This is a genomic window from Lelliottia sp. WB101 (genome assembly GCF_003051885.1).
GTDB lineage: Bacteria > Pseudomonadota > Gammaproteobacteria > Enterobacterales > Enterobacteriaceae > Enterobacter > Enterobacter nimipressuralis.
Genome location: NZ_CP028520.1, coordinates 1964397 through 1982893 on the forward strand (window position 1 = coordinate 1964397; position 18497 = coordinate 1982893).

Genomic DNA, 18497 nt, shown 5'->3' on the forward strand with positions numbered 1-18497 from the left:
TTTTTCGGTGGCCTCTCCGCTGAGGTGGGCACATTTCCGAATTTTTTCCTCAACACTCAAATTTACGCGTATGCGCAGTAAACTCTCTCCGGTATTTACATTTAAATGTGTAATTGTTGTTTAACCGCAGTGGAGGCACTTATGCTTTATGGATCAAAGGAAGAGTTTGAAACTCAGAAAGATAAATTTTTTTCGATAGCACAGCATTTATGGATGACAGAACCTTTTTACTTTAAAGATACAGACTATTTTAGCCGAATTGACGATGTGGTCCGACAGATAGAAATTGAAATTAAGATGGATTGCCTTTCATGGTCGGGTGGTGAGGAAATATTAAAATATAAATCGGATGTTCTTAATTATCAGCGTTCGGTGATTATGAATAATAAAATTTATTCACGGTGGATGGCTGAACAAGAGTATAAAGATAAAAGAGCAGCGGAGTTATATAAGTTATACACCAAAATAATAGGTTTTCTGGCAGGTATAGGTCAGGTTATTAGCGGTGTGGGGCTATGTGTATCAACGGTTGGAGGTGCAACAGTACCTGGAGCTGCCATGATTCTGCAAGGACTGAACAATACCTATGAGAACGGCTATTATCTTGTTGCTTATGAAGAGGCGTCCGGCCCACTCAGAGACGCATATCATTATGCAGCGAAAAAGACTGGCTTTAATGAGACTCTAGGGGACATTGCATACGGCACAATCGATCTTGTCCTGTCCGGATATGGCATGGCCAGAAAAATTCCTACGCCGAGAGAAAAGTCATGGAGTCTGTTTGGCATTCGATTACACCAGACAGACTATGTCAGAGGAGTGACTGACATGACGAAACCTGTTTTTATGCTTGAGATCATTAGCGATGAAGTGACTGTTTTATCATTGATGCCTGCTTACAATGAAAATGACGTGAGGCATTAAGCATGGATCAAGATTTCATTCTTTTATCAAAACCCTGGTTTCCAGTCATAGTGTATTATTTAATGGGGGCGGTTGTTTTTATTGGTTGTTATTTTTTGTATCGTCTGGTGAAAGGTAATTCGAGTACACTCTGTCGGTTTTTATTGATTATTGTCACAACGCTTTGCTGTGCTATTCACATTGTCACAGGATACTACGACGTGGTGGGTTATCACGGCTATGGCTATAGTATTTTGCGTGCGCACTACATAGCTGATTACGAAACGATCCGTTACGGTGTTATTTTGTTCGTCACCCTGAATGGATTATTAATCTGCCGAATATAGTGCGAGGGGATGGCAGTCATCTGGCAACACGTTATCATTAGCGAAAGTGAAGATGATAAAGAGGCCGTATGACTGTCACCACCAATAAAAACCAACTCGACCGCCTGCTCGGTATTATGAAACGTTTACGTGACCCGGAAAACGGCTGTCCGTGGGATAAAGAGCAGACCTTCGCCACCATCGCCCCTTACACCCTCGAAGAAACCTACGAAGTGCTGGACGCTATCTCGCGCGAAGATTTTGACGATCTGCGCGGTGAACTGGGTGATCTCCTTTTCCAGGTGGTGTTTTATGCGCAGATGGCGCAGGAAGAGGGGCGCTTTGATTTTAATGATATCTGTGCCGCCATCAGCGACAAACTCGAACGTCGCCATCCGCATATTTTTGGCGACGCGACCGCTGGCAACAGTGAAGAAGTGCTGGTTCGCTGGGAGCAAATCAAAAGCGCTGAACGCGCTGAAAAAGCACAACACTCCGCGCTGGACGATATCCCATTAAGTCTGCCGTCCCTGATGCGTGCGCATAAAATTCAGAAGCGTTGCTCCGCCGTGGGCTTTGACTGGACCTCTCTTGGCCCGGTGCTCGACAAAGTGTACGAAGAGATCGACGAAGTGATGGATGAAGCTAAGCAGGCGGTGGTGGATGAAGCTCGCCTGGAAGAGGAGATGGGCGATCTGCTGTTTGCCACGGTCAACCTCTCGCGCCATTTGGGCGTCAAAGCCGAAACGGCGTTGCAAAAAGCCAACCTCAAATTCGAACGTCGCTTCCGCGAAGTCGAGCGGATTGTTGCGGCACGAGGCCTGGAAATGACCGGCGTGGACCTCGATTTGATGGAAGAGGTATGGCAGGAAGTAAAACGCCAGGAACATGATCTCTAACGGATTTTTGCGATCAAGCGCAATTTGTGTGATTTTTTAAATGACAAGCGCTTGATTTGCGTCAAAAACATTTACCCAAAAGGGGCTATTTTCTCACTCCCTATGTTTGTCAAAGCCTGAGACAGGAGACGGAGAATGAAAGTTTGTGGCGCTCGCCGTGTTCGGGTATACTACTTTCCCGTCTTGGTTATTCCATCGTTCCAACCTAACTTCTCAGGTTCAGCATGACAACGAACTATATTTTTGTGACCGGCGGGGTTGTATCCTCTCTGGGTAAAGGCATTGCCGCAGCCTCTCTCGCGGCCATTCTTGAAGCCCGTGGCCTCAATGTGACTATGATGAAACTGGATCCGTACATCAACGTCGATCCAGGCACCATGAGCCCAATCCAGCACGGCGAAGTGTTCGTTACCGAAGACGGCGCTGAAACCGATTTGGACTTAGGTCACTACGAGCGCTTCATCCGTACTAAAATGAGTCGCCGCAACAACTTCACCACGGGTCGTATCTACTCTGACGTTCTGCGTAAAGAACGCCGTGGCGATTACTTAGGCGCAACCGTTCAGGTTATCCCGCACATCACCAACGCTATCAAAGAGCGCATCATCGCAGGTGGCGAAGGCCACGACGTTGTGCTGGTTGAAATTGGCGGTACCGTGGGTGATATCGAATCTCTGCCATTCCTGGAAGCGATTCGTCAGCTGGCGGTTGATATTGGTCGTGAACACGCGCTGTTCATGCACCTGACGCTGGTGCCATACATGGCGGCGGCCGGTGAAGTGAAAACCAAACCGACGCAGCACTCCGTGAAAGAACTGCTCTCTATCGGTATCCAGCCGGATATCCTGATCTGCCGCTCCGATCGTGCCGTTCCGGCCAACGAGCGCGCGAAAATTGCATTGTTCTGTAACGTTGCTGAAAAGGCTGTGATTTCTCTGAAAGACGTCGATTCCATTTATAAAATCCCGGGCCTGTTGAAATCACAGGGTCTGGACGATTATATTTGTAAACGATTCAGCTTGAACTGTCCGGAAGCTAATCTGTCAGAATGGGAACAGGTTATCTACGAAGAAGCTAATCCGGCAGGCGAAGTGACTATCGGTATGGTCGGCAAGTACATTGAACTGCCGGATGCCTATAAGTCAGTGATTGAAGCGCTGAAACACGGTGGTCTGAAGAATCGCGTAACCGTTAACATCAAGCTGATTGATTCGCAGGATGTTGAAACCCGCGGTGTCGAAATTCTGAAAGATCTGGATGCTATTCTGATCCCTGGCGGCTTCGGCTACCGCGGTGTTGAAGGCAAGATCGCTACCGCACGCTTTGCGCGTGAAAACAATATTCCTTACCTCGGCATTTGCCTGGGTATGCAGGTTGCGTTGATCGAGTTCGCTCGTAACGTAGTCGGGATGGAAAACGCGAACTCTACGGAATTTGTGCCAGACTGTAAGTACCCTGTTGTGGCGCTTATTACAGAATGGCGTGATGAAGACGGCAACGTCGAAGTCCGTACTGAGAAGAGCGATCTGGGTGGCACGATGCGTCTTGGCGCTCAGGCTTGCCAGGTGTCTGACGATAGTCTGGTTCGCAAAATGTATGGTGCGCCAACCATCACTGAACGCCATCGTCACCGCTACGAAGTCAACAATATGCTGTTGAAACAAATCGAAGCTGCGGGTCTGCGTATCGCGGGCCGCTCCGGGGATGATCAGTTAGTCGAGATCATTGAGGTGCCAAACCATCCGTGGTTCGTCGCCTGTCAATTCCACCCGGAATTTACTTCAACGCCGCGTGACGGACATCCGCTGTTTGCAGGCTTTGTGAAAGCCGCGAGCGAATACCAGAAGCGTCAGGCGAAGTAAAAAAGTTAGAACGGCAACGCGTACCATCGGTACGCGTTGTTTGTCTGGAGTTTTAGTTTAACTTGTACTGAGGAAAATCTAATGTCCAAAATCGTTAAAGTCATCGGTCGTGAAATCATCGACTCCCGTGGTAACCCGACCGTTGAAGCCGAAGTTCACCTGGAAGGTGGTTTCGTCGGTATGGCAGCTGCTCCGTCAGGTGCTTCTACTGGTTCCCGCGAAGCGCTGGAACTGCGCGATGGCGACAAATCCCGTTTCCTGGGTAAAGGCGTAACCAAAGCTGTTGGCGCGGTTAACGGTCCTATCGCTCAGGCAATCCTTGGCAAAGACGCCAAAGACCAGGCTGGCATCGATAAAATCATGATCGACCTGGACGGTACTGAAAACAAATCTAACTTCGGTGCGAACGCAATCCTGGCTGTGTCTCTGGCTAACGCCAAAGCGGCTGCAGCGTCTAAAGGTCAGCCGCTGTATGAGCACATCGCTGAACTGAACGGCACCCCAGGCAAATACTCCATGCCGGTTCCGATGATGAACATCATCAACGGTGGTGAGCACGCGGACAACAACGTTGATATTCAGGAATTCATGATTCAGCCAGTTGGCGCGAAATCCCTGAAAGAAGCGGTTCGTATGGGTTCTGAAGTGTTCCACAACCTGGCTAAAGTTCTGAAAGCTAAAGGCATGAACACTGCTGTTGGTGACGAAGGTGGCTACGCGCCTAACCTGGGTTCTAACGCAGAAGCTCTGGCTGTTATCGCTGAAGCAGTAAAAGCAGCGGGCTACGAGCTGGGCACCGACATCACCCTGGCGATGGACTGTGCAGCATCTGAATTCTACAAAGACGGTAAATACGTTCTGGCTGGCGAAGGCAACAAAGCATTCTCCTCCGAAGAGTTCACTCACTTCCTGGAAGATCTGACCAAACAGTACCCAATCGTCTCTATCGAAGACGGTCTGGACGAATCTGACTGGGACGGTTTCGCATACCAGACTAAAGTTCTGGGCGACAAAATCCAGCTGGTTGGTGACGATCTGTTCGTAACCAACACCAAGATCCTGAAAGAAGGTATCGACAAAGGCATCGTTAACTCCATCCTGATCAAATTCAACCAGATCGGTTCTCTGACCGAAACTCTGGCTGCGATCAAAATGGCGAAAGACGCTGGCTACACTGCCGTTATCTCTCACCGTTCAGGCGAAACTGAAGACGCTACCATCGCCGACCTGGCTGTTGGTACCGCTGCAGGCCAGATCAAAACAGGTTCTATGAGCCGTTCTGATCGCGTAGCTAAATACAACCAGCTGATTCGTATCGAAGAAGCACTGGGCGAAAAAGCTCCGTACAACGGTCGTAAAGAGATCAAAGGTCAGTAATCTACTGAGCTTTCACTCTTAAGAAAAAACCCGCTTCGGCGGGTTTTTTTATGTCTGATTTACAGCAGCAAGGGGAGAGTGGCACTGGCCGTCTGCTGACTGACATCGCCATAGTGATCGTCGAGGGTAATCAGACTGGTTGCCAGCAGTTCCACCAGCAGCATCACACCCACTTTGGCATTTAACGCCCCGGCACTCAGCGGCCCTTCCGGTTTCGCTGCCACCAGCAGCATTTCGCTTATCGATGCCAGCGGGCTGCGCGGCGTGTTGCTCAGCGCCAGCACTTTAGCTCCACGCTTACGCGCCAGCTTCACCACATGCAGTAAGTCACGCGTCGAACCAGAACTTGAAATCGCCACCACCAGATCGTCCTGAGTGAGTGTCGTCGCGTTCATTGATGCCCGATGCATATCGCTGAACAGTTGCACCGGTTTCCCCAGCCGCAATAATTTGTAGTGCAGATAGTCCCCGATAATGGCGCTGGCCGCGACGCCATAAATGTAGACTGACCGCGACTGATGAAGCGCCTGCGCCGCCTTCAGCAGCACCTCTCTGTCGAGCAACTGGGCGGTATCGCGCAGCGCCTGCACCGACTCTTCCACCACCTCGTCGATCTCATCGCCTTTTCTGGCAGGTGCCTGGATCCGCTGTACATCCAGCGCCAGCGCCATTTTGAATTCCGTATATCCCTTACAGCCCAGCGCGCGGCATAAGCGCGTCACGCTCGCCTCACTGGTTTCACTTTCGCGCGCCAGTTCGGTGATCGTCAGATAAAGCACTTTCGCGGGATCGTTTAAGACGAACTCTCCCAGTTTTTGCTGAGTGGGGCTGTATCCCGAGACGCTCTGGCGCAGCCTCAGCAGCAGATTTTCATTTTCTGACATGCAAGATCCTTAATGCGTTTCTCTGCGGCTAGTGTGGCGGAAAGCGGGGGAGAGATGCCAGTCATTTTAAAAAAGTATGATCCGCTTCCCGATCTTTGGTGATAATTTTCAGTTTATATAATTTATGTGGTAAAAATTTTCATCATTACTCGGGGGAAGTGAAAATATGATGCAGATGTTTAGTGGTGCCTCTTCAGGGGCGTGGTTTGAAAAGGCGCAGCGGTTCGGTAAATCGTTCATGCTGCCGATAGCGGTATTGCCCGCGGCGGGCTTGCTGCTGGGAATTGGCGGGGCGTTGTCCAACCCCAATACGCTGACGGCATATCCGTTCCTGGATGTCGGCTGGCTTCAGGCCATCTTTACCATCATGAGTAGCGCCGGATCGATTGTCTTTGCCAACCTCTCGGTGCTGTTTGCGGTGGGTGTTGCGGTCGGGCTGGCGAAAACGGATAAAGGCACCGCCGGGCTTGCGGCGCTGCTCGCATTCCTGGTGATGAATGCCACCATCAATGCGCTGCTGATCCTCACCGGCACGCTGGCCCATGAAAATCCCGGCGCGGTGGGACAGGGGATGACGCTCGGGATCCAGACGCTGGAAACCGGCGTCTTTGGCGGCGTGGTGATTGGCCTGGTGACCTGCACGCTACACCATCGCTTTAATAAAATCGCTCTGCCGCAGTTCCTCGGCTTCTTCGGCGGTTCCCGCTTTGTGCCGATTATTAGCTCGCTGGCGGCGATTGTGGTTGGCGCGCTGATGACGGTTGTGTGGCCTCATTTCCAGAAAATGATATTTGGACTGGGCGGGCTGGTGGACGCGACGGGTTATCTCGGCACGTTTTTGTACGGTTTTATCCTGCGCATGCTCGGCCCGTTTGGTCTGCACCATATCTTCTATCTGCCGTTCTGGACAACCGCACTGGGCGGGAGCGAAATCGTCAACGGCCAACTGGTGGAAGGCACGCAGCGCATCTTCTTTGCGCAGCTCGCCGATCCGAATACCCAGCAGTTTTATATCGGCACCTCGCGCTTCATGTCCGGGCGCTTTATTACGATGATGTTCGGCCTGCTGGGCGCCTGTCTGGCGATGTACCACACGGCTAAACCGGAGAACAAAAAGCGCGTAGCCGGGCTTCTGCTCTCGGCAGCGTTGACCTCCTTCCTGACCGGGATCACCGAGCCGATTGAGTTCTCATTCCTGTTTGTCGCGCCGGTGTTATACGTCATCCATGCCTTCTTTGATGGGCTGGCGTTCATGATCGCCCATATTCTGCACATCACCATCGGGCAGACCTTCTCGGGCGGTTTTATCGATTTCATGCTGTTTGGCGTTCTGCAAGGCGAAGCCAAAACCCACTGGATGTACGTCCCGCTGGTCGGCGTTCCGTGGTTCTTCCTCTACTACTTCACCTTCCGTTACCTGATAAACCGTTTCCGGTTCGCCACGCCGGGCCGTGAGAAAGAGGCCGTGGTTGAGAGTGCGCTTCCACAAAGCGAACGCGCAGCGGCGGTGATTGCAGGATTAGGCGGTCGGGAAAATCTGGAAGAGGTGGACTGCTGCGCCACACGTCTGCGCGTCACCGTGAAGGACGGCGGTAAGGTCAACGAAGCGGCGCTAAAAGCGACCGGCGCGCGCGGGGTGATTGTGCGCGGGAACGGCGTTCAGGTGATTTACGGTCCGCACGTCACCATCATTAAAAACGAAGTCGAAGAGAGTTTAGCGTAATGAAAACGATACTGGATGTATTGAAAGGCAAATTGATCGTCTCCTGTCAGGCACTGGAAAATGAACCGCTGCACAGCCCGTTTATCATGTCTCGCATGGCGCTGGCGGCGGCGCAGGGTGGGGCGGTCGCTATTCGCGCCAACAGCGTGGTGGATATCGCGGCAATCCAGGCGAGCGTCTCTTTACCGGTGATAGGCATCATTAAGCGTGATTATCCGGACAGCGAGGTGTTTATCACCGCGACCATGAAAGAGATCGACGAACTGATGACGGTGACACCGGAAATTATAGCCCTCGACGCCACCGCGCGCCCGCGTCCGAACGGAGAGACGCTGGCCGATCTCGTCGCACAGATTCGTGCGCGTTATCCCTCCCTGCTGCTGATGGCGGATATCGCCACCGTTGCGGAGGCCAAAACGGCGCAGGATTTGGGCTTCGACTGCGTGGGCACTACCCTTCACGGCTACACGGCGCAGACGGCAGGCCAGTCTCTGCCAGATAACGACTGCGCCTTTTTACGCGACGTCCTTGCGGCAGTGACGGTGCCGGTGGTGGCCGAAGGGAATGTCGACACGCCAGAACGGGCCGCACGATGCCTCGCCCTGGGCGCGCATACCGTGGTGGTGGGTGGTGCAATCACCCGTCCTCAGCAGATTACGGCGCGCTTTGTGGCGGCGATTGAGGCGTAAAGCACCGATCGGGCATGATACTTAGGCGGGGATCTGCGATACTTAACGTTTATCCCCTTAACTGAGATGACTATGCAGTACCCGATTAACGAGATGTTCCAGACCCTGCAAGGCGAGGGTTACTTCACCGGCGTTCCTGCTATTTTTATTCGTTTACAGGGATGCCCGGTCGGCTGTGCCTGGTGTGATACCAAACATACGTGGGATAAACTCGCAGATCGGGAAGTGTCGCTGTTTAGTATTCTGGCAAAAACCAAAGAGAGCGATAAATGGGGTGCCGGGAGTGCCGAAGATCTGCTGGCGATCATTGGCCGTCAGAGCTGGACCGCGCGCCACATCGTGATTACCGGTGGTGAACCCTGCATCCACGATTTAATGCCGCTCACGGAGCTGCTGGAGAAGAACGGCTACAGCTGCCAGATCGAAACCAGCGGTACCCATGAAGTCAGATGCTCGCACTCGACCTGGGTGACCGTATCGCCAAAAGTGAATATGCGCGGCGGATATGACGTGCTCTCTCAGGCGCTGGAGCGCGCGGATGAGATTAAACACCCGGTAGGGCGCGTGCGTGACATTGAAGCGCTGGATGAACTGCTGGCGACCCTGACGGATGAAAAGCAGCGCATTATCGCCCTGCAGCCAATCAGTCAGAAAGAGGACGCCACTCGGCTATGCATCGAAACCTGTATCGCGCGCAACTGGCGTTTGTCGATGCAGACGCATAAGTATCTGAATATTGCCTGATATAAAAAAGCCCGGATATCCGGGCTTTTTTGTCTTACTCGCCGCGATAAACGCAGCCCGCTGTACAGGTCTCTTTGATCATCACCGAGCTCAGCAGGGGAACCAGTGGCTTCATCTGATCCCAGATCCATTTCGCCAGCACTTCGCTGGTTGGATTTTCAAGCCCCGGAATATCGTTCAGGTAGTAGTGATCCAGACGATCGTAGGTCGGCTTGAAGGCGGCTTTCAGCTCGGAAAAGTCCATGATCCAGCCAGTATGCGGATCGACTTCACCGGTAATTTCAAGACGCACCATGAATGAGTGTCCGTGCAGACGACCGCATTTATGTCCCTCAGGAACATGCGGCAGGCGATGGGCGGCTTCGAAGATGAAATCTTTAAACAGTGTGGTGGACATCATGTGCTCTCAGTAATACGAATGCGGAAAAAACCGCCGCATAGTACCGGAAAGACCCTTTTTTAGCATTAACTAAAACGGCCCTTGTCCCGGATGAGAGATTTTCTCATCGCTTATGCTCATTAAATTTAATAAATTCAGTGGCTTGCTTTATCGGTTTTAATGTTAAGAACCATGACTAAAAGCGGTTAGTTCTTTTGGTTATTTATTATTTCCATCCCTTCTTTAATTGTTATTATCCCCGCCGTTAACCTTATCTCTAGTTTGGTCTTTTTGCATAAATTCCGCTTTGCTACTGGAACATAACAACGCATGACAATACAGGCCCCACCTTCGAATTTGCTTCCCCTGAACCCGGAGCAACTGGCGCGCCTTCAGGCGGCCACCACCGATTTTTCACCTGTTCAGCTTGCCTGGGTCTCCGGCTATTTCTGGGGGATGCTCAATCAACAACCTGGGGCTGTTGTCACCGCAGCGCCTGCCGCCGTTGAAATCCCGGCGATAACACTTATCTCTGCCTCGCAGACCGGCAACGCCCGGCGCGTAGCGGAAGCACTGCGCGACGATCTGCTGGCCGCCCAACTGAACGTGAACCTGGTCAACGCCGGGGATTATAAATTCAAACAAATCGCGTCAGAAAAACTGTTGGTTGTGGTCGCCTCCACGCAGGGCGAAGGCGAACCGGCCGAAGAAGCGGTCGCGCTGCATAAATTCCTGTTCTCGAAAAAAGCGCCAAAACTCGATGGCACCGCGTTTGCCGTCTTTGGCCTTGGCGATACCTCGTACGAATTCTTCTGCCAGTCCGGCAAAGATTTTGACAATAAGCTCGCGGAGCTGGGCGCGGAGCGCCTGCTGGATCGCGTCGACGCTGACGTTGAATACCAGCCTGCCGCCGCTGAATGGCGCGCGCGCATTGTGGAAGTGCTGAAAGCTCGCGTGCCGAAAGACTCCCCCGCGCAGGCCGTTGCAACGGCATCGGGTGCGGTGAATCAGGTACTGACCAGCCCTTACACTAAAGAAGAACCGCTGACGGCGAGCCTGTCTGTGAACCAGAAAATCACCGGCCGCGACTCCGAAAAAGACGTGCGCCACATCGAAATCGATCTGGGTGATTCCGGTTTATGCTACCAGCCCGGCGATGCGCTCGGCGTCTGGTATCAGAACGATCCGCTGCTGGTCAAAGAGCTGGTGGAGCTGCTGTGGCTGAAAGGCACTGAAACTGTCACCGTGGACGGCAAATCCCTGCCGCTCTCCGAGGCGCTGCAGTGGCACTTTGAACTGACGGTCAATACCGCCAATATCGTTGAGAACTACGCCACGCTGACGCGCAGCGAAACCCTGCTGCCTTTGGTGGGTGATAAAGCCAAACTGCAGCAGTACGCCGCGACCACGCCAATTGTGGATATGGTGCGTTTCGCGCCCGCGCAGCTGGATGCAGAGGCGCTCATCGGCCTGCTACGTCCGTTGACGCCGCGCCTCTACTCGATCGCCTCGTCACAGGCCGAAGTGGAAAACGAGGTACACATCACCGTCGGCGCGGTACGTTATGAAATCGAAGGCCGCGCCCGCGCGGGTGGGGCATCCAGTTTCCTCGCCGATCGTGTGGAAGAAGAGGGCGAAGTGCGTGTGTTCATCGAGCACAACGACAACTTCCGCCTCCCGGCCAATCCGGAAACACCGGTGATCATGATTGGTCCTGGCACCGGCATCGCCCCGTTCCGCGCCTTCCTTCAGCAGCGCGCGGCAGATGAAGCGCCGGGCAAAAACTGGCTGTTCTTCGGCAATCCGCACTTTACCGAAGATTTCCTTTACCAGGTCGAGTGGCAACGCTACGTCAAAGAGGGCGTGCTGAACCGCATCGATCTGGCCTGGTCCCGTGACCAGCAACAAAAAATATACGTACAAGACAAACTGCGCGAACAGGGCGCAGAGCTGTGGCGCTGGATCAATGACGGTGCCCATCTTTATGTCTGTGGCGACGCAAATCGCATGGCGAAAGACGTCGAGCAGGCTTTGCTGGAAGTGATTGCCGAATTCGGTGGTATGGATGCCGAAACGGCGGACGAATTTTTAAGTGAGCTGCGCGTAGAGCGCCGTTATCAGCGAGATGTCTACTAATGAGCGAAAAACACCCTGGCCCACTGGTGGTCGAAGGCAAACTGACGGACGCCGAGCGCATGAAGGTAGAGAGCAACTACCTGCGCGGCACCATTGCCGAAGATTTAAATGACGGTCTGACCGGCGGTTTCAACGGCGACAACTTCCTGCTGATCCGCTTCCACGGCATGTACCAGCAGGACGACCGCGATATTCGCGCCGAGCGTGCTGAGCAAAAGCTGGAGCCGCGTCACGCGATGCTGCTGCGCTGTCGTCTGCCGGGTGGGGTGATCACCACCCAACAGTGGCAGGCGATTGATAAATTTGCTCATGACAACACGATCTACGGCAGCATTCGTCTGACCAACCGTCAGACCTTCCAGTTCCACGGCATTCTGAAGAAGAACGTGAAGCCGGTTCACCAGATGCTGCACTCCGTAGGCCTGGACGCGCTGGCGACCGCCAACGACATGAACCGTAACGTGCTTTGCACCTCGAACCCGTTCGAGTCTGAGCTGCATGCGGAAGCTTACGAATGGGCGAAAAAGATCTCTGAGCATCTGCTGCCGCGCACCCGCGCCTATGCGGAGATCTGGCTCGATCAGGAAAAGGTCGCGACCACTGACGAGGAGCCGATCCTCGGCCAGACCTATCTGCCACGTAAATTCAAAACGACCGTGGTGATCCCGCCGCAGAACGATATCGATCTTCACGCCAACGACATGAACTTCGTGGCGATTGCCGAGAACGGAAAACTGGTGGGCTTTAACCTGCTGGTGGGCGGGGGCTGTCGATTGAGCACGGCAACAAGAAAACCTACGCCCGCACGGCGAGCGAGTTTGGTTATCTGCCTCTGGAGCACACCCTGGCGGTGGCGGAAGCGGTAGTCACGACCCAGCGCGACTGGGGCAACCGTACGGATCGTAAAAACGCGAAGACCAAATATACCCTTGAGCGCGTCGGCGTTGAGACATTTAAAGCGGAAGTGGAACGTCGCGCAGGGATCAAATTTGAGCCAATCCGACCGTATGAGTTCACCGGTCGCGGCGATCGCATCGGCTGGGTAAAAGGCATCGACAATAAATGGCACCTGACGCTGTTTATCGAGAATGGCCGTATTCTGGATTATCCAGGCCGTCCGCTGAAAACCGGTTTGCTGGAAATTGCTAAGATCCATAAAGGCGAGTTCCGCATCACGGCGAACCAGAACCTGATCATTGCCGGCGTGCCGGAAAGTCAGAAAGCGAAGATCGAGAAGCTGGCGCGCGAGCATACGCTGATGGATGCGGTTAAACCGCAGCGTGAAAACTCAATGGCCTGCGTCTCCTTCCCGACCTGTCCGCTGGCGATGGCTGAGGCCGAACGCTTCCTGCCCTCTTTCACCGACAAAGTGGAAGCGGTGCTGGAGAAACACGGCATCGGCGACGAACACATTGTGATGCGTGTGACGGGCTGCCCGAACGGCTGTGGCCGCGCGATGCTGGCGGAGCTGGGGCTGGTGGGTAAAGCGCCGGGCCGCTACAACGTCCATCTTGGCGGGAATCGCAGCGGGACGCGCATTCCGCGTATGTATCGCGAAAACATTACCGAGCCGGAAATTCTCGATTCCATCGATGAACTGGTCGGACGCTGGGCGAAAGAGCGCGAAGCGGGTGAAGGCTTCGGCGACTTTACGGTACGCGCGGGCATTATTCGCCCGGTGCTCGATCCAGCGCGAGATTTCTGGGAGTAATCCTGATCGCCCGGTGGCGCGCGCCTGATAAGCGAAGCGCCATGAGGCAAGGCAAACAGTGAGGAACTTATGTCCAGACTCGATCTAAACGCCCTTAACGATCTGCCCAAAGTGGAACGTATCCTGGCGCTGGCGGAAACGAACGCCATGCTTGAAAAACGCGATGCGCAGGGCCGCGTCGCGTGGGCGCTGGAAAATTTGCCGGGCGACTATGTGCTCTCGTCGAGCTTTGGCATTCAGGCGGCGGTGAGTTTGCATCTGGTGAATCAGATCCGCCCGGACATTCCGGTGATCCTCACCGATACCGGCTATCTGTTTCCGGAAACCTATCAGTTTATTGATGAGCTGACGGATAAGCTCCAGCTGAATCTTAAGGTCTATCGTGCGGAGCAGAGCGCAGCGTGGCAGGAAGCGCGCTACGGCAAACTGTGGGAGCAGGGTGTTGAGGGCATTGAGAAATACAATGAGATCAACAAAGTTGAGCCGATGAACCGGGCGCTCAGCGAGCTGAATGCGAAAACCTGGTTTGCCGGCCTGCGCCGCGAACAGTCCGGTAGCCGGGCCAGTCTGCCGGTACTTGGGATCCAGCGCGGCGTATTTAAAGTCCTGCCGATTATCGACTGGGATAACCGCACCGTTTATCAGTATCTGCAGCAGCACGGGCTGAAATACCATCCCCTGTGGGATCAGGGCTACCTGTCGGTGGGCGACACCCACACCACCCGCAAATGGGAGCCAGGAATGGCGGAAGAAGAGACGCGATTCTTTGGGCTTAAGCGTGAGTGCGGGTTGCACGAAGGCTGATTCACCGGTCCGCTGTCATATGCCTCTGCTTGTCACGAGCAGGGGCTTTTTTTATTGCGAGACTCATTCCGTAAAGGATGACTGCGTACAGAGGAGACGTAAGAATCCTTATAAACAGGTGCTGAGGGGATTTTACTGGCTTATTTCTCCTCGCAGACGTCTGATATCTCGTTGCGGCGACTCACCAAACTCCCTGCTGTACTCGCGGCTAAACTGGGACGCACTCTCATAGCCCACTTTTACCACCGCCCCCCTTATGCCTGAAACATAAAAAAACCCGCTCAAGGCGGGTTTTTTTATCACGTTAACTTATCTGCTCAGGCTGATGCCGTCATCGCTATCGTAAGTATTCGTGTCATTATCAGCTATTACAGCGTGATAACGTTGGCAGCTGCAGGACCTTTGGCACCATTCTCAATTGAGAACTCAACCTTCTGCCCTTCATCTAGTGTTTTGTAATCGTTGCTCTGGATAGCAGAAAAATGTACGAAGACATCTTTGCTACCGTCTTCTGGCGAAATGAAGCCGAAGCCTTTTTCAGAGTTAAACCATTTTACTAAACCAGTCATTTTATTAGACATATTTACTTCCTTAAATTTTCTTAAGCCACACGCGGTGGCAAACATGGCCTGCTTGCAGATGAGGACTTATTGGGCACTTAGGAGGAGGCTCATGCAGAAGAGTATCTAAGGAACACGCTTGAAATGAGGACTGCTTTACTAAAACTGCTTTCATAAGGTCTGTATGCCAAACCGATGACGCATAGTGGGCTCATATGACTTGATAAGCAAGATTATTTTTGTCAGTAATCTGTTGGGGAAATTTACAATTCAAAAGGGCAGTCATCTTAAAAGCCCTGACCATTACAGACAGGGCTTTTAAGATACTACAGACTTCTGATTTAACATTAATGGGCTTATAAAGTGATACTGCTATTTATACTGCTTTCAAATGTACCCGTTCACTACAGATAATATTGGGCATTAATACTAAAAAGCCTCCCATTATTTATTGTACCAATCTACTGGAAACGTCCGCTTCACGTCCTGAAACATTCGACACGTTTTATGGCTTAAGTAGGGGCGGTTTTCGTGCTTCGAGCGCCAGCAACTATTTCTCTTCATCGTAACGGCTTGTGATCGTCCAGCAGCGGTAAATGACTCTTTTCAGACATAACATCCTCGGGAGAGTGTATGAAGGGTGTTAATCCATCAAAGTTATTGCTGAAGCAGAAAAGTCAGCAACCAGCGGAATGGAAGATACGGTTGCAGAATTGATTTTTTAGATAGGCAGGAAACAAAATAGAGCCCGTATATCACATGGACTCTTTCTTTAATGCCTCGACTATTCTGTCCAGCTTTTTTGGGGGGCAGTATATGACCTCTTGCCCCCATTCTTTCGCTTTCCGTTTACGCTTTACCCGCTTTCGTCAACTCTTTCACCAGCGGCAGCATCACTTTCACCACGTCACGGCTGCGGTGCTCAATGCGCTGAGGCTGCACTTTATCAATGTGCTGCTGGTTATCCAGTCTCACATCGTGCCAACTGGTGCCATCCGGGAAGGCTTTCGATTTAGCGCGCTGCTGATAGCCGTTTTTGTCCCCTAAGTTCCAGTTCGTCGCCTCGACGTACAGCACGGGAATGCCCGCTTTATCAAACACTTCGCCGTCGCTACAGCAGCCGGTGCCTTTGGGGTAAGCCGGATTGCGCCCAGGATTGACTGCCGCCAGAATACCGTGGCTGCGGGCAATGGCCAGCGCGCGGTCGCGCGTCAGTTTGCGTACAGAGTTGGGGGTGCTTTTGCCGCTGTTGAAATAGAGCTTATCGCCGACGATCAGATTATCGAGATTGATCACCAGCAGGGTATTTTTCTTTTCCGCCGCGCTCATGCGGTTGAGCAGGTTCTCCGCCCCGAGTTTGCCTTCCTCTTCGCCGCTGGTGGCGACAAAGCGAATCCCGTACTGGGTCGGAACATCTTTCATCCGTTCGGCCAGCTCCAGCATCACGCCAAGGCCAGCCGCATTATCGTCGATACCCTGAAGCGTCAGGCCGCCGAGATTATTATCAATGTCCGCATCGCTCTGGGGGCGAAGGTATCGAGATGCGCCATAATAATAATTTGCTGCGCCGATTTGCCTTCGTGGGCCGCGATAACCGTACTGCCGGTCACGTTATGCCAGTTTTTGCTGTTATTGCGCGACGTAAAAATGTAGCGGCTGTGGAAGGCCCGAATGTCGTTCTGGTAGCCCATCTGTGCAAACTGCTGGCGCAGATAGTCTGCCGACAGCATCTCTGCAGGCGTGCCCGTCATTCGTCCTGGAAATACCGTGGCAATATGGCGCGCCTGAGTGGATGCGATTTCACCCAAAGGTTGAGTGGTTGCCTGAGCCGGGAGGATACAGCAAACGCCGATCGCCAGGGCAGCGATACGGTGGCGCATTGCGCAAAACATAGTGAGTCCTTAAAAAATCGAACAAAATTTTAACCTGCCTAGTATGAAACTGTGACGGCGCTTACACAATTTCATTTGCTCTTAAATGCCCGTTATTTCGCAGGTTAAGCACTTTTTGATATTAGCTTTCTCAACTCGTTATTCCATTGAGTAACTACTCATTCCAATTCGTAATTTCATTCACTCTAAGCCGCCCCCTATAGTCCCACTATTCCTGTTGTTGAGACGAGTTACCGCATCGTGGACTATCTGCCGCTGTTTGCTTTATTGAAAGACCGTCCGGTGCTGGTTGTCGGGACGGGCGAAATCGCCGATCGCAAAATCGCTTTTTTACAGCGGGCCGGCGCGCAGGTGCAGAGTGTTACGGCGTCAGAATTCGATGAATCACAGCTTGATCAGGTGGTGCTGGCCATCGCGGCGACGGACGATCCGGCGCTGAACAGTCGGGTGTTCGAGGCGGCCAATGCCCGTCATCGGCTGGTGAACGTGGTGGACGATCAGCCCTTGTGCTCATTTATCTTCCCGTCGATTGTCGACCGTTCCCCGCTGCTGATTGCAATCTCATCCGGCGGCAACGCGCCCGTGCTGGCGCGCATGCTGCGTGAAAAACTGGAAGCGTTATTACCTGTAAGCCTCGGGCGTATGGCTGAAGTGGCGGGTGGCTTTCGTGAACGACTGAAAGCGTACCGTACCACTACCGCCGATCGCCGTCGTTTTTGGGATAAAGCCTTTCGCGGGCGTTTTGCCAGCCTGATGGCGGCGGGAAACGAACAGGCTGCCAAACGCGAACTGGAGGACTCCCTTCACGCTTCACATCAGCAGCAGGGCGAAATTATTTTAGTCGGTGCCGGGCCGGGTGACGCCGGGCTGCTGACGCTGCGCGGTCTGCAGGTTATTCAGCAGGCCGACGTGGTCTTTTACGATCATCTGGTAAGCGACGAGGTGCGTGAGCTTATCCGTCGCGATGCCGAGCAAATCTGCGTCGGCAAACGCGCGGGCGAACACTCAGTGGCGCAGCATGAGACCAATCAGATGCTGATTGATGCCGCGAAAGCCGGGAAATCCGTGGTACGCCTCAAAGGCGGCGACCCGTTTATTTTCGGGCGCGGCGGCGAAGAGTTGCAGGCAGCCGCGCAGGCGGGCGTGTCGTTTCAGGTGGTCCCGGGTATCACGGCGGCATCGGCGGTCACCGCCTACGCCGGTATCCCGCTCACTCACCGCGATTATGCCCAGAGCGTCACGTTCGTTACCGGACACTACAAAGCAGACAGCGCGCCGTTTGACTGGGCCCAGCTGGCGCAAAGCCGTCAGACGCTGGCGATCTACATGGGCACTCTGAAAGCCGCTGACATCAGCGAACAGTTGATTCGTCATGGGCGCGATAAAGCGACGCCGGTGGCGGTGATTTCACGCGGGACACGCGTCGACCAGCACGTCGCGACCGGAACCTTACAACAACTTGCAAACCTGGCGAAAAATGCCCCCATGCCCGCCCTGATTGTGGTGGGAGAGGTGGTGGAGCTGCATCAGACGCTCGCCTGGTTTCAACACAACCAACAGCAGGAGGGATTCAACTCTTCTGTGGTGAATCTGGCTTAAGGAATGGTT

The 18497-nt window shown here is 53.3% G+C and carries 14 protein-coding genes and 3 pseudogenes; 12 read left to right on the plus strand and 5 right to left on the minus strand.

What is annotated here, in order from left to right; translation table 11 throughout:
- Window positions 1-141: 141 nt before the first annotated feature.
- The 5 genes from DAI21_RS09375 to eno all read left to right on the plus strand — a co-directional run bounded on the left by DAI21_RS09375 (window position 142) and on the right by eno (window position 5367).
- Entirely contained in the window at window positions 142-924 is a 783-nt protein-coding gene (locus tag DAI21_RS09375; protein ID WP_159075410.1) for a DUF4225 domain-containing protein, read from the plus strand.
- A gap of 2 nt (window positions 925-926) precedes the next feature.
- The gene (locus DAI21_RS09380; protein WP_107702932.1) at window positions 927-1250 is read left to right on the plus strand and encodes a hypothetical protein; all 324 of its coding nucleotides are present in this window, start codon (window positions 927-929) and stop codon (window positions 1248-1250) included.
- A gap of 68 nt (window positions 1251-1318) precedes the next feature.
- Window positions 1319-2128, plus strand: a complete 810-nt coding sequence (gene mazG / locus DAI21_RS09385; RefSeq protein WP_102104648.1) for a nucleoside triphosphate pyrophosphohydrolase — start codon at window positions 1319-1321, stop codon at window positions 2126-2128.
- Between the two features lie 224 nt (window positions 2129-2352).
- On the plus strand, window positions 2353-3990 hold the full coding sequence (gene pyrG / locus DAI21_RS09390) for a glutamine hydrolyzing CTP synthase (protein WP_095283160.1): 1638 nt from the start codon (window positions 2353-2355) through the stop codon (window positions 3988-3990).
- A gap of 81 nt (window positions 3991-4071) precedes the next feature.
- Entirely contained in the window at window positions 4072-5367 is a 1296-nt protein-coding gene (gene eno, locus DAI21_RS09395; RefSeq protein WP_100779120.1) for a phosphopyruvate hydratase, read from the plus strand.
- A 59-nt stretch (window positions 5368-5426) separates the two neighbouring features.
- Here eno and DAI21_RS09400 read toward each other — a convergent pair whose 3' ends face one another.
- Window positions 5427-6251, minus strand: coding sequence for a MurR/RpiR family transcriptional regulator (locus DAI21_RS09400; RefSeq protein ID WP_107702933.1), 825 nt, complete (start codon window positions 6249-6251; stop codon window positions 5427-5429).
- 166 nt (window positions 6252-6417) lie between these two features.
- On the opposite strand from DAI21_RS09400, the gene DAI21_RS09405 reads away from it, so the two are divergent.
- The 3 genes from DAI21_RS09405 to queE all read left to right on the plus strand — a co-directional run bounded on the left by DAI21_RS09405 (window position 6418) and on the right by queE (window position 9407).
- Window positions 6418-7974, plus strand: a complete 1557-nt coding sequence (locus DAI21_RS09405; protein WP_107702934.1) for a PTS transporter subunit EIIC — start codon at window positions 6418-6420, stop codon at window positions 7972-7974.
- Complete coding sequence (locus DAI21_RS09410) at window positions 7974-8663, plus strand: N-acetylmannosamine-6-phosphate 2-epimerase (protein ID WP_102105452.1); 690 nt, start codon at window positions 7974-7976, stop codon at window positions 8661-8663. The genes DAI21_RS09405 and DAI21_RS09410 overlap by 1 nt, the downstream gene beginning before the upstream one ends.
- A gap of 72 nt (window positions 8664-8735) precedes the next feature.
- Window positions 8736-9407 carry a 7-carboxy-7-deazaguanine synthase QueE gene (gene queE, locus DAI21_RS09415; protein ID WP_107702935.1) on the plus strand — a complete coding sequence of 224 codons (672 nt, stop codon included), beginning with the start codon at window positions 8736-8738 and terminating at the stop codon, window positions 9405-9407.
- A 34-nt stretch (window positions 9408-9441) separates the two neighbouring features.
- On the opposite strand, the gene queD is transcribed toward queE, so the two are convergent.
- Complete coding sequence (gene queD / locus DAI21_RS09420; RefSeq protein ID WP_181826777.1) at window positions 9442-9807, minus strand: 6-carboxytetrahydropterin synthase QueD; 366 nt, start codon at window positions 9805-9807, stop codon at window positions 9442-9444.
- A gap of 309 nt (window positions 9808-10116) precedes the next feature.
- On the opposite strand from queD, the gene cysJ reads away from it, so the two are divergent.
- From cysJ to cysH, 3 genes and pseudogenes are all read left to right on the plus strand, one after another.
- Window positions 10117-11922, plus strand: coding sequence for an NADPH-dependent assimilatory sulfite reductase flavoprotein subunit (cysJ, locus tag DAI21_RS09425; RefSeq protein ID WP_107702936.1), 1806 nt, complete (start codon window positions 10117-10119; stop codon window positions 11920-11922).
- Window positions 11922-13633, plus strand: a pseudogene (gene cysI / locus DAI21_RS09430) (assimilatory sulfite reductase (NADPH) hemoprotein subunit). Before cysJ ends, cysI begins: the two are co-directional and overlap by 1 nt.
- Before the next feature lie 69 nt (window positions 13634-13702).
- Complete coding sequence (gene cysH / locus DAI21_RS09440) at window positions 13703-14437, plus strand: phosphoadenosine phosphosulfate reductase (protein ID WP_100779128.1); 735 nt, start codon at window positions 13703-13705, stop codon at window positions 14435-14437.
- A gap of 132 nt (window positions 14438-14569) precedes the next feature.
- Here the strand turns inward: cysH and DAI21_RS09445 are convergent.
- The 3 genes and pseudogenes from DAI21_RS09445 to DAI21_RS09455 all read right to left on the minus strand — a co-directional run.
- Window positions 14570-14686, minus strand: a pseudogene (locus DAI21_RS09445) (AraC family transcriptional regulator); the annotation flags it as partial.
- Between the two features lie 119 nt (window positions 14687-14805).
- On the minus strand, window positions 14806-15018 hold the full coding sequence (cspG, locus tag DAI21_RS09450) for a cold shock protein CspG (protein WP_100779129.1): 213 nt from the start codon (window positions 15016-15018) through the stop codon (window positions 14806-14808).
- Window positions 15019-15846: 828 nt separating this feature from the next.
- A pseudogene (locus DAI21_RS09455) lies at window positions 15847-16889 on the minus strand (aminopeptidase).
- 240 nt (window positions 16890-17129) lie between these two features.
- Here DAI21_RS09455 and cysG point away from each other — a divergent pair.
- Window positions 17130-18488 (plus strand): siroheme synthase CysG, encoded by a 1359-nt coding sequence (gene cysG, locus DAI21_RS09460; RefSeq protein WP_107702937.1) that lies wholly within the window; start codon window positions 17130-17132, stop codon window positions 18486-18488.
- The last annotated feature ends 9 nt before the right edge of the window (window positions 18489-18497 follow it).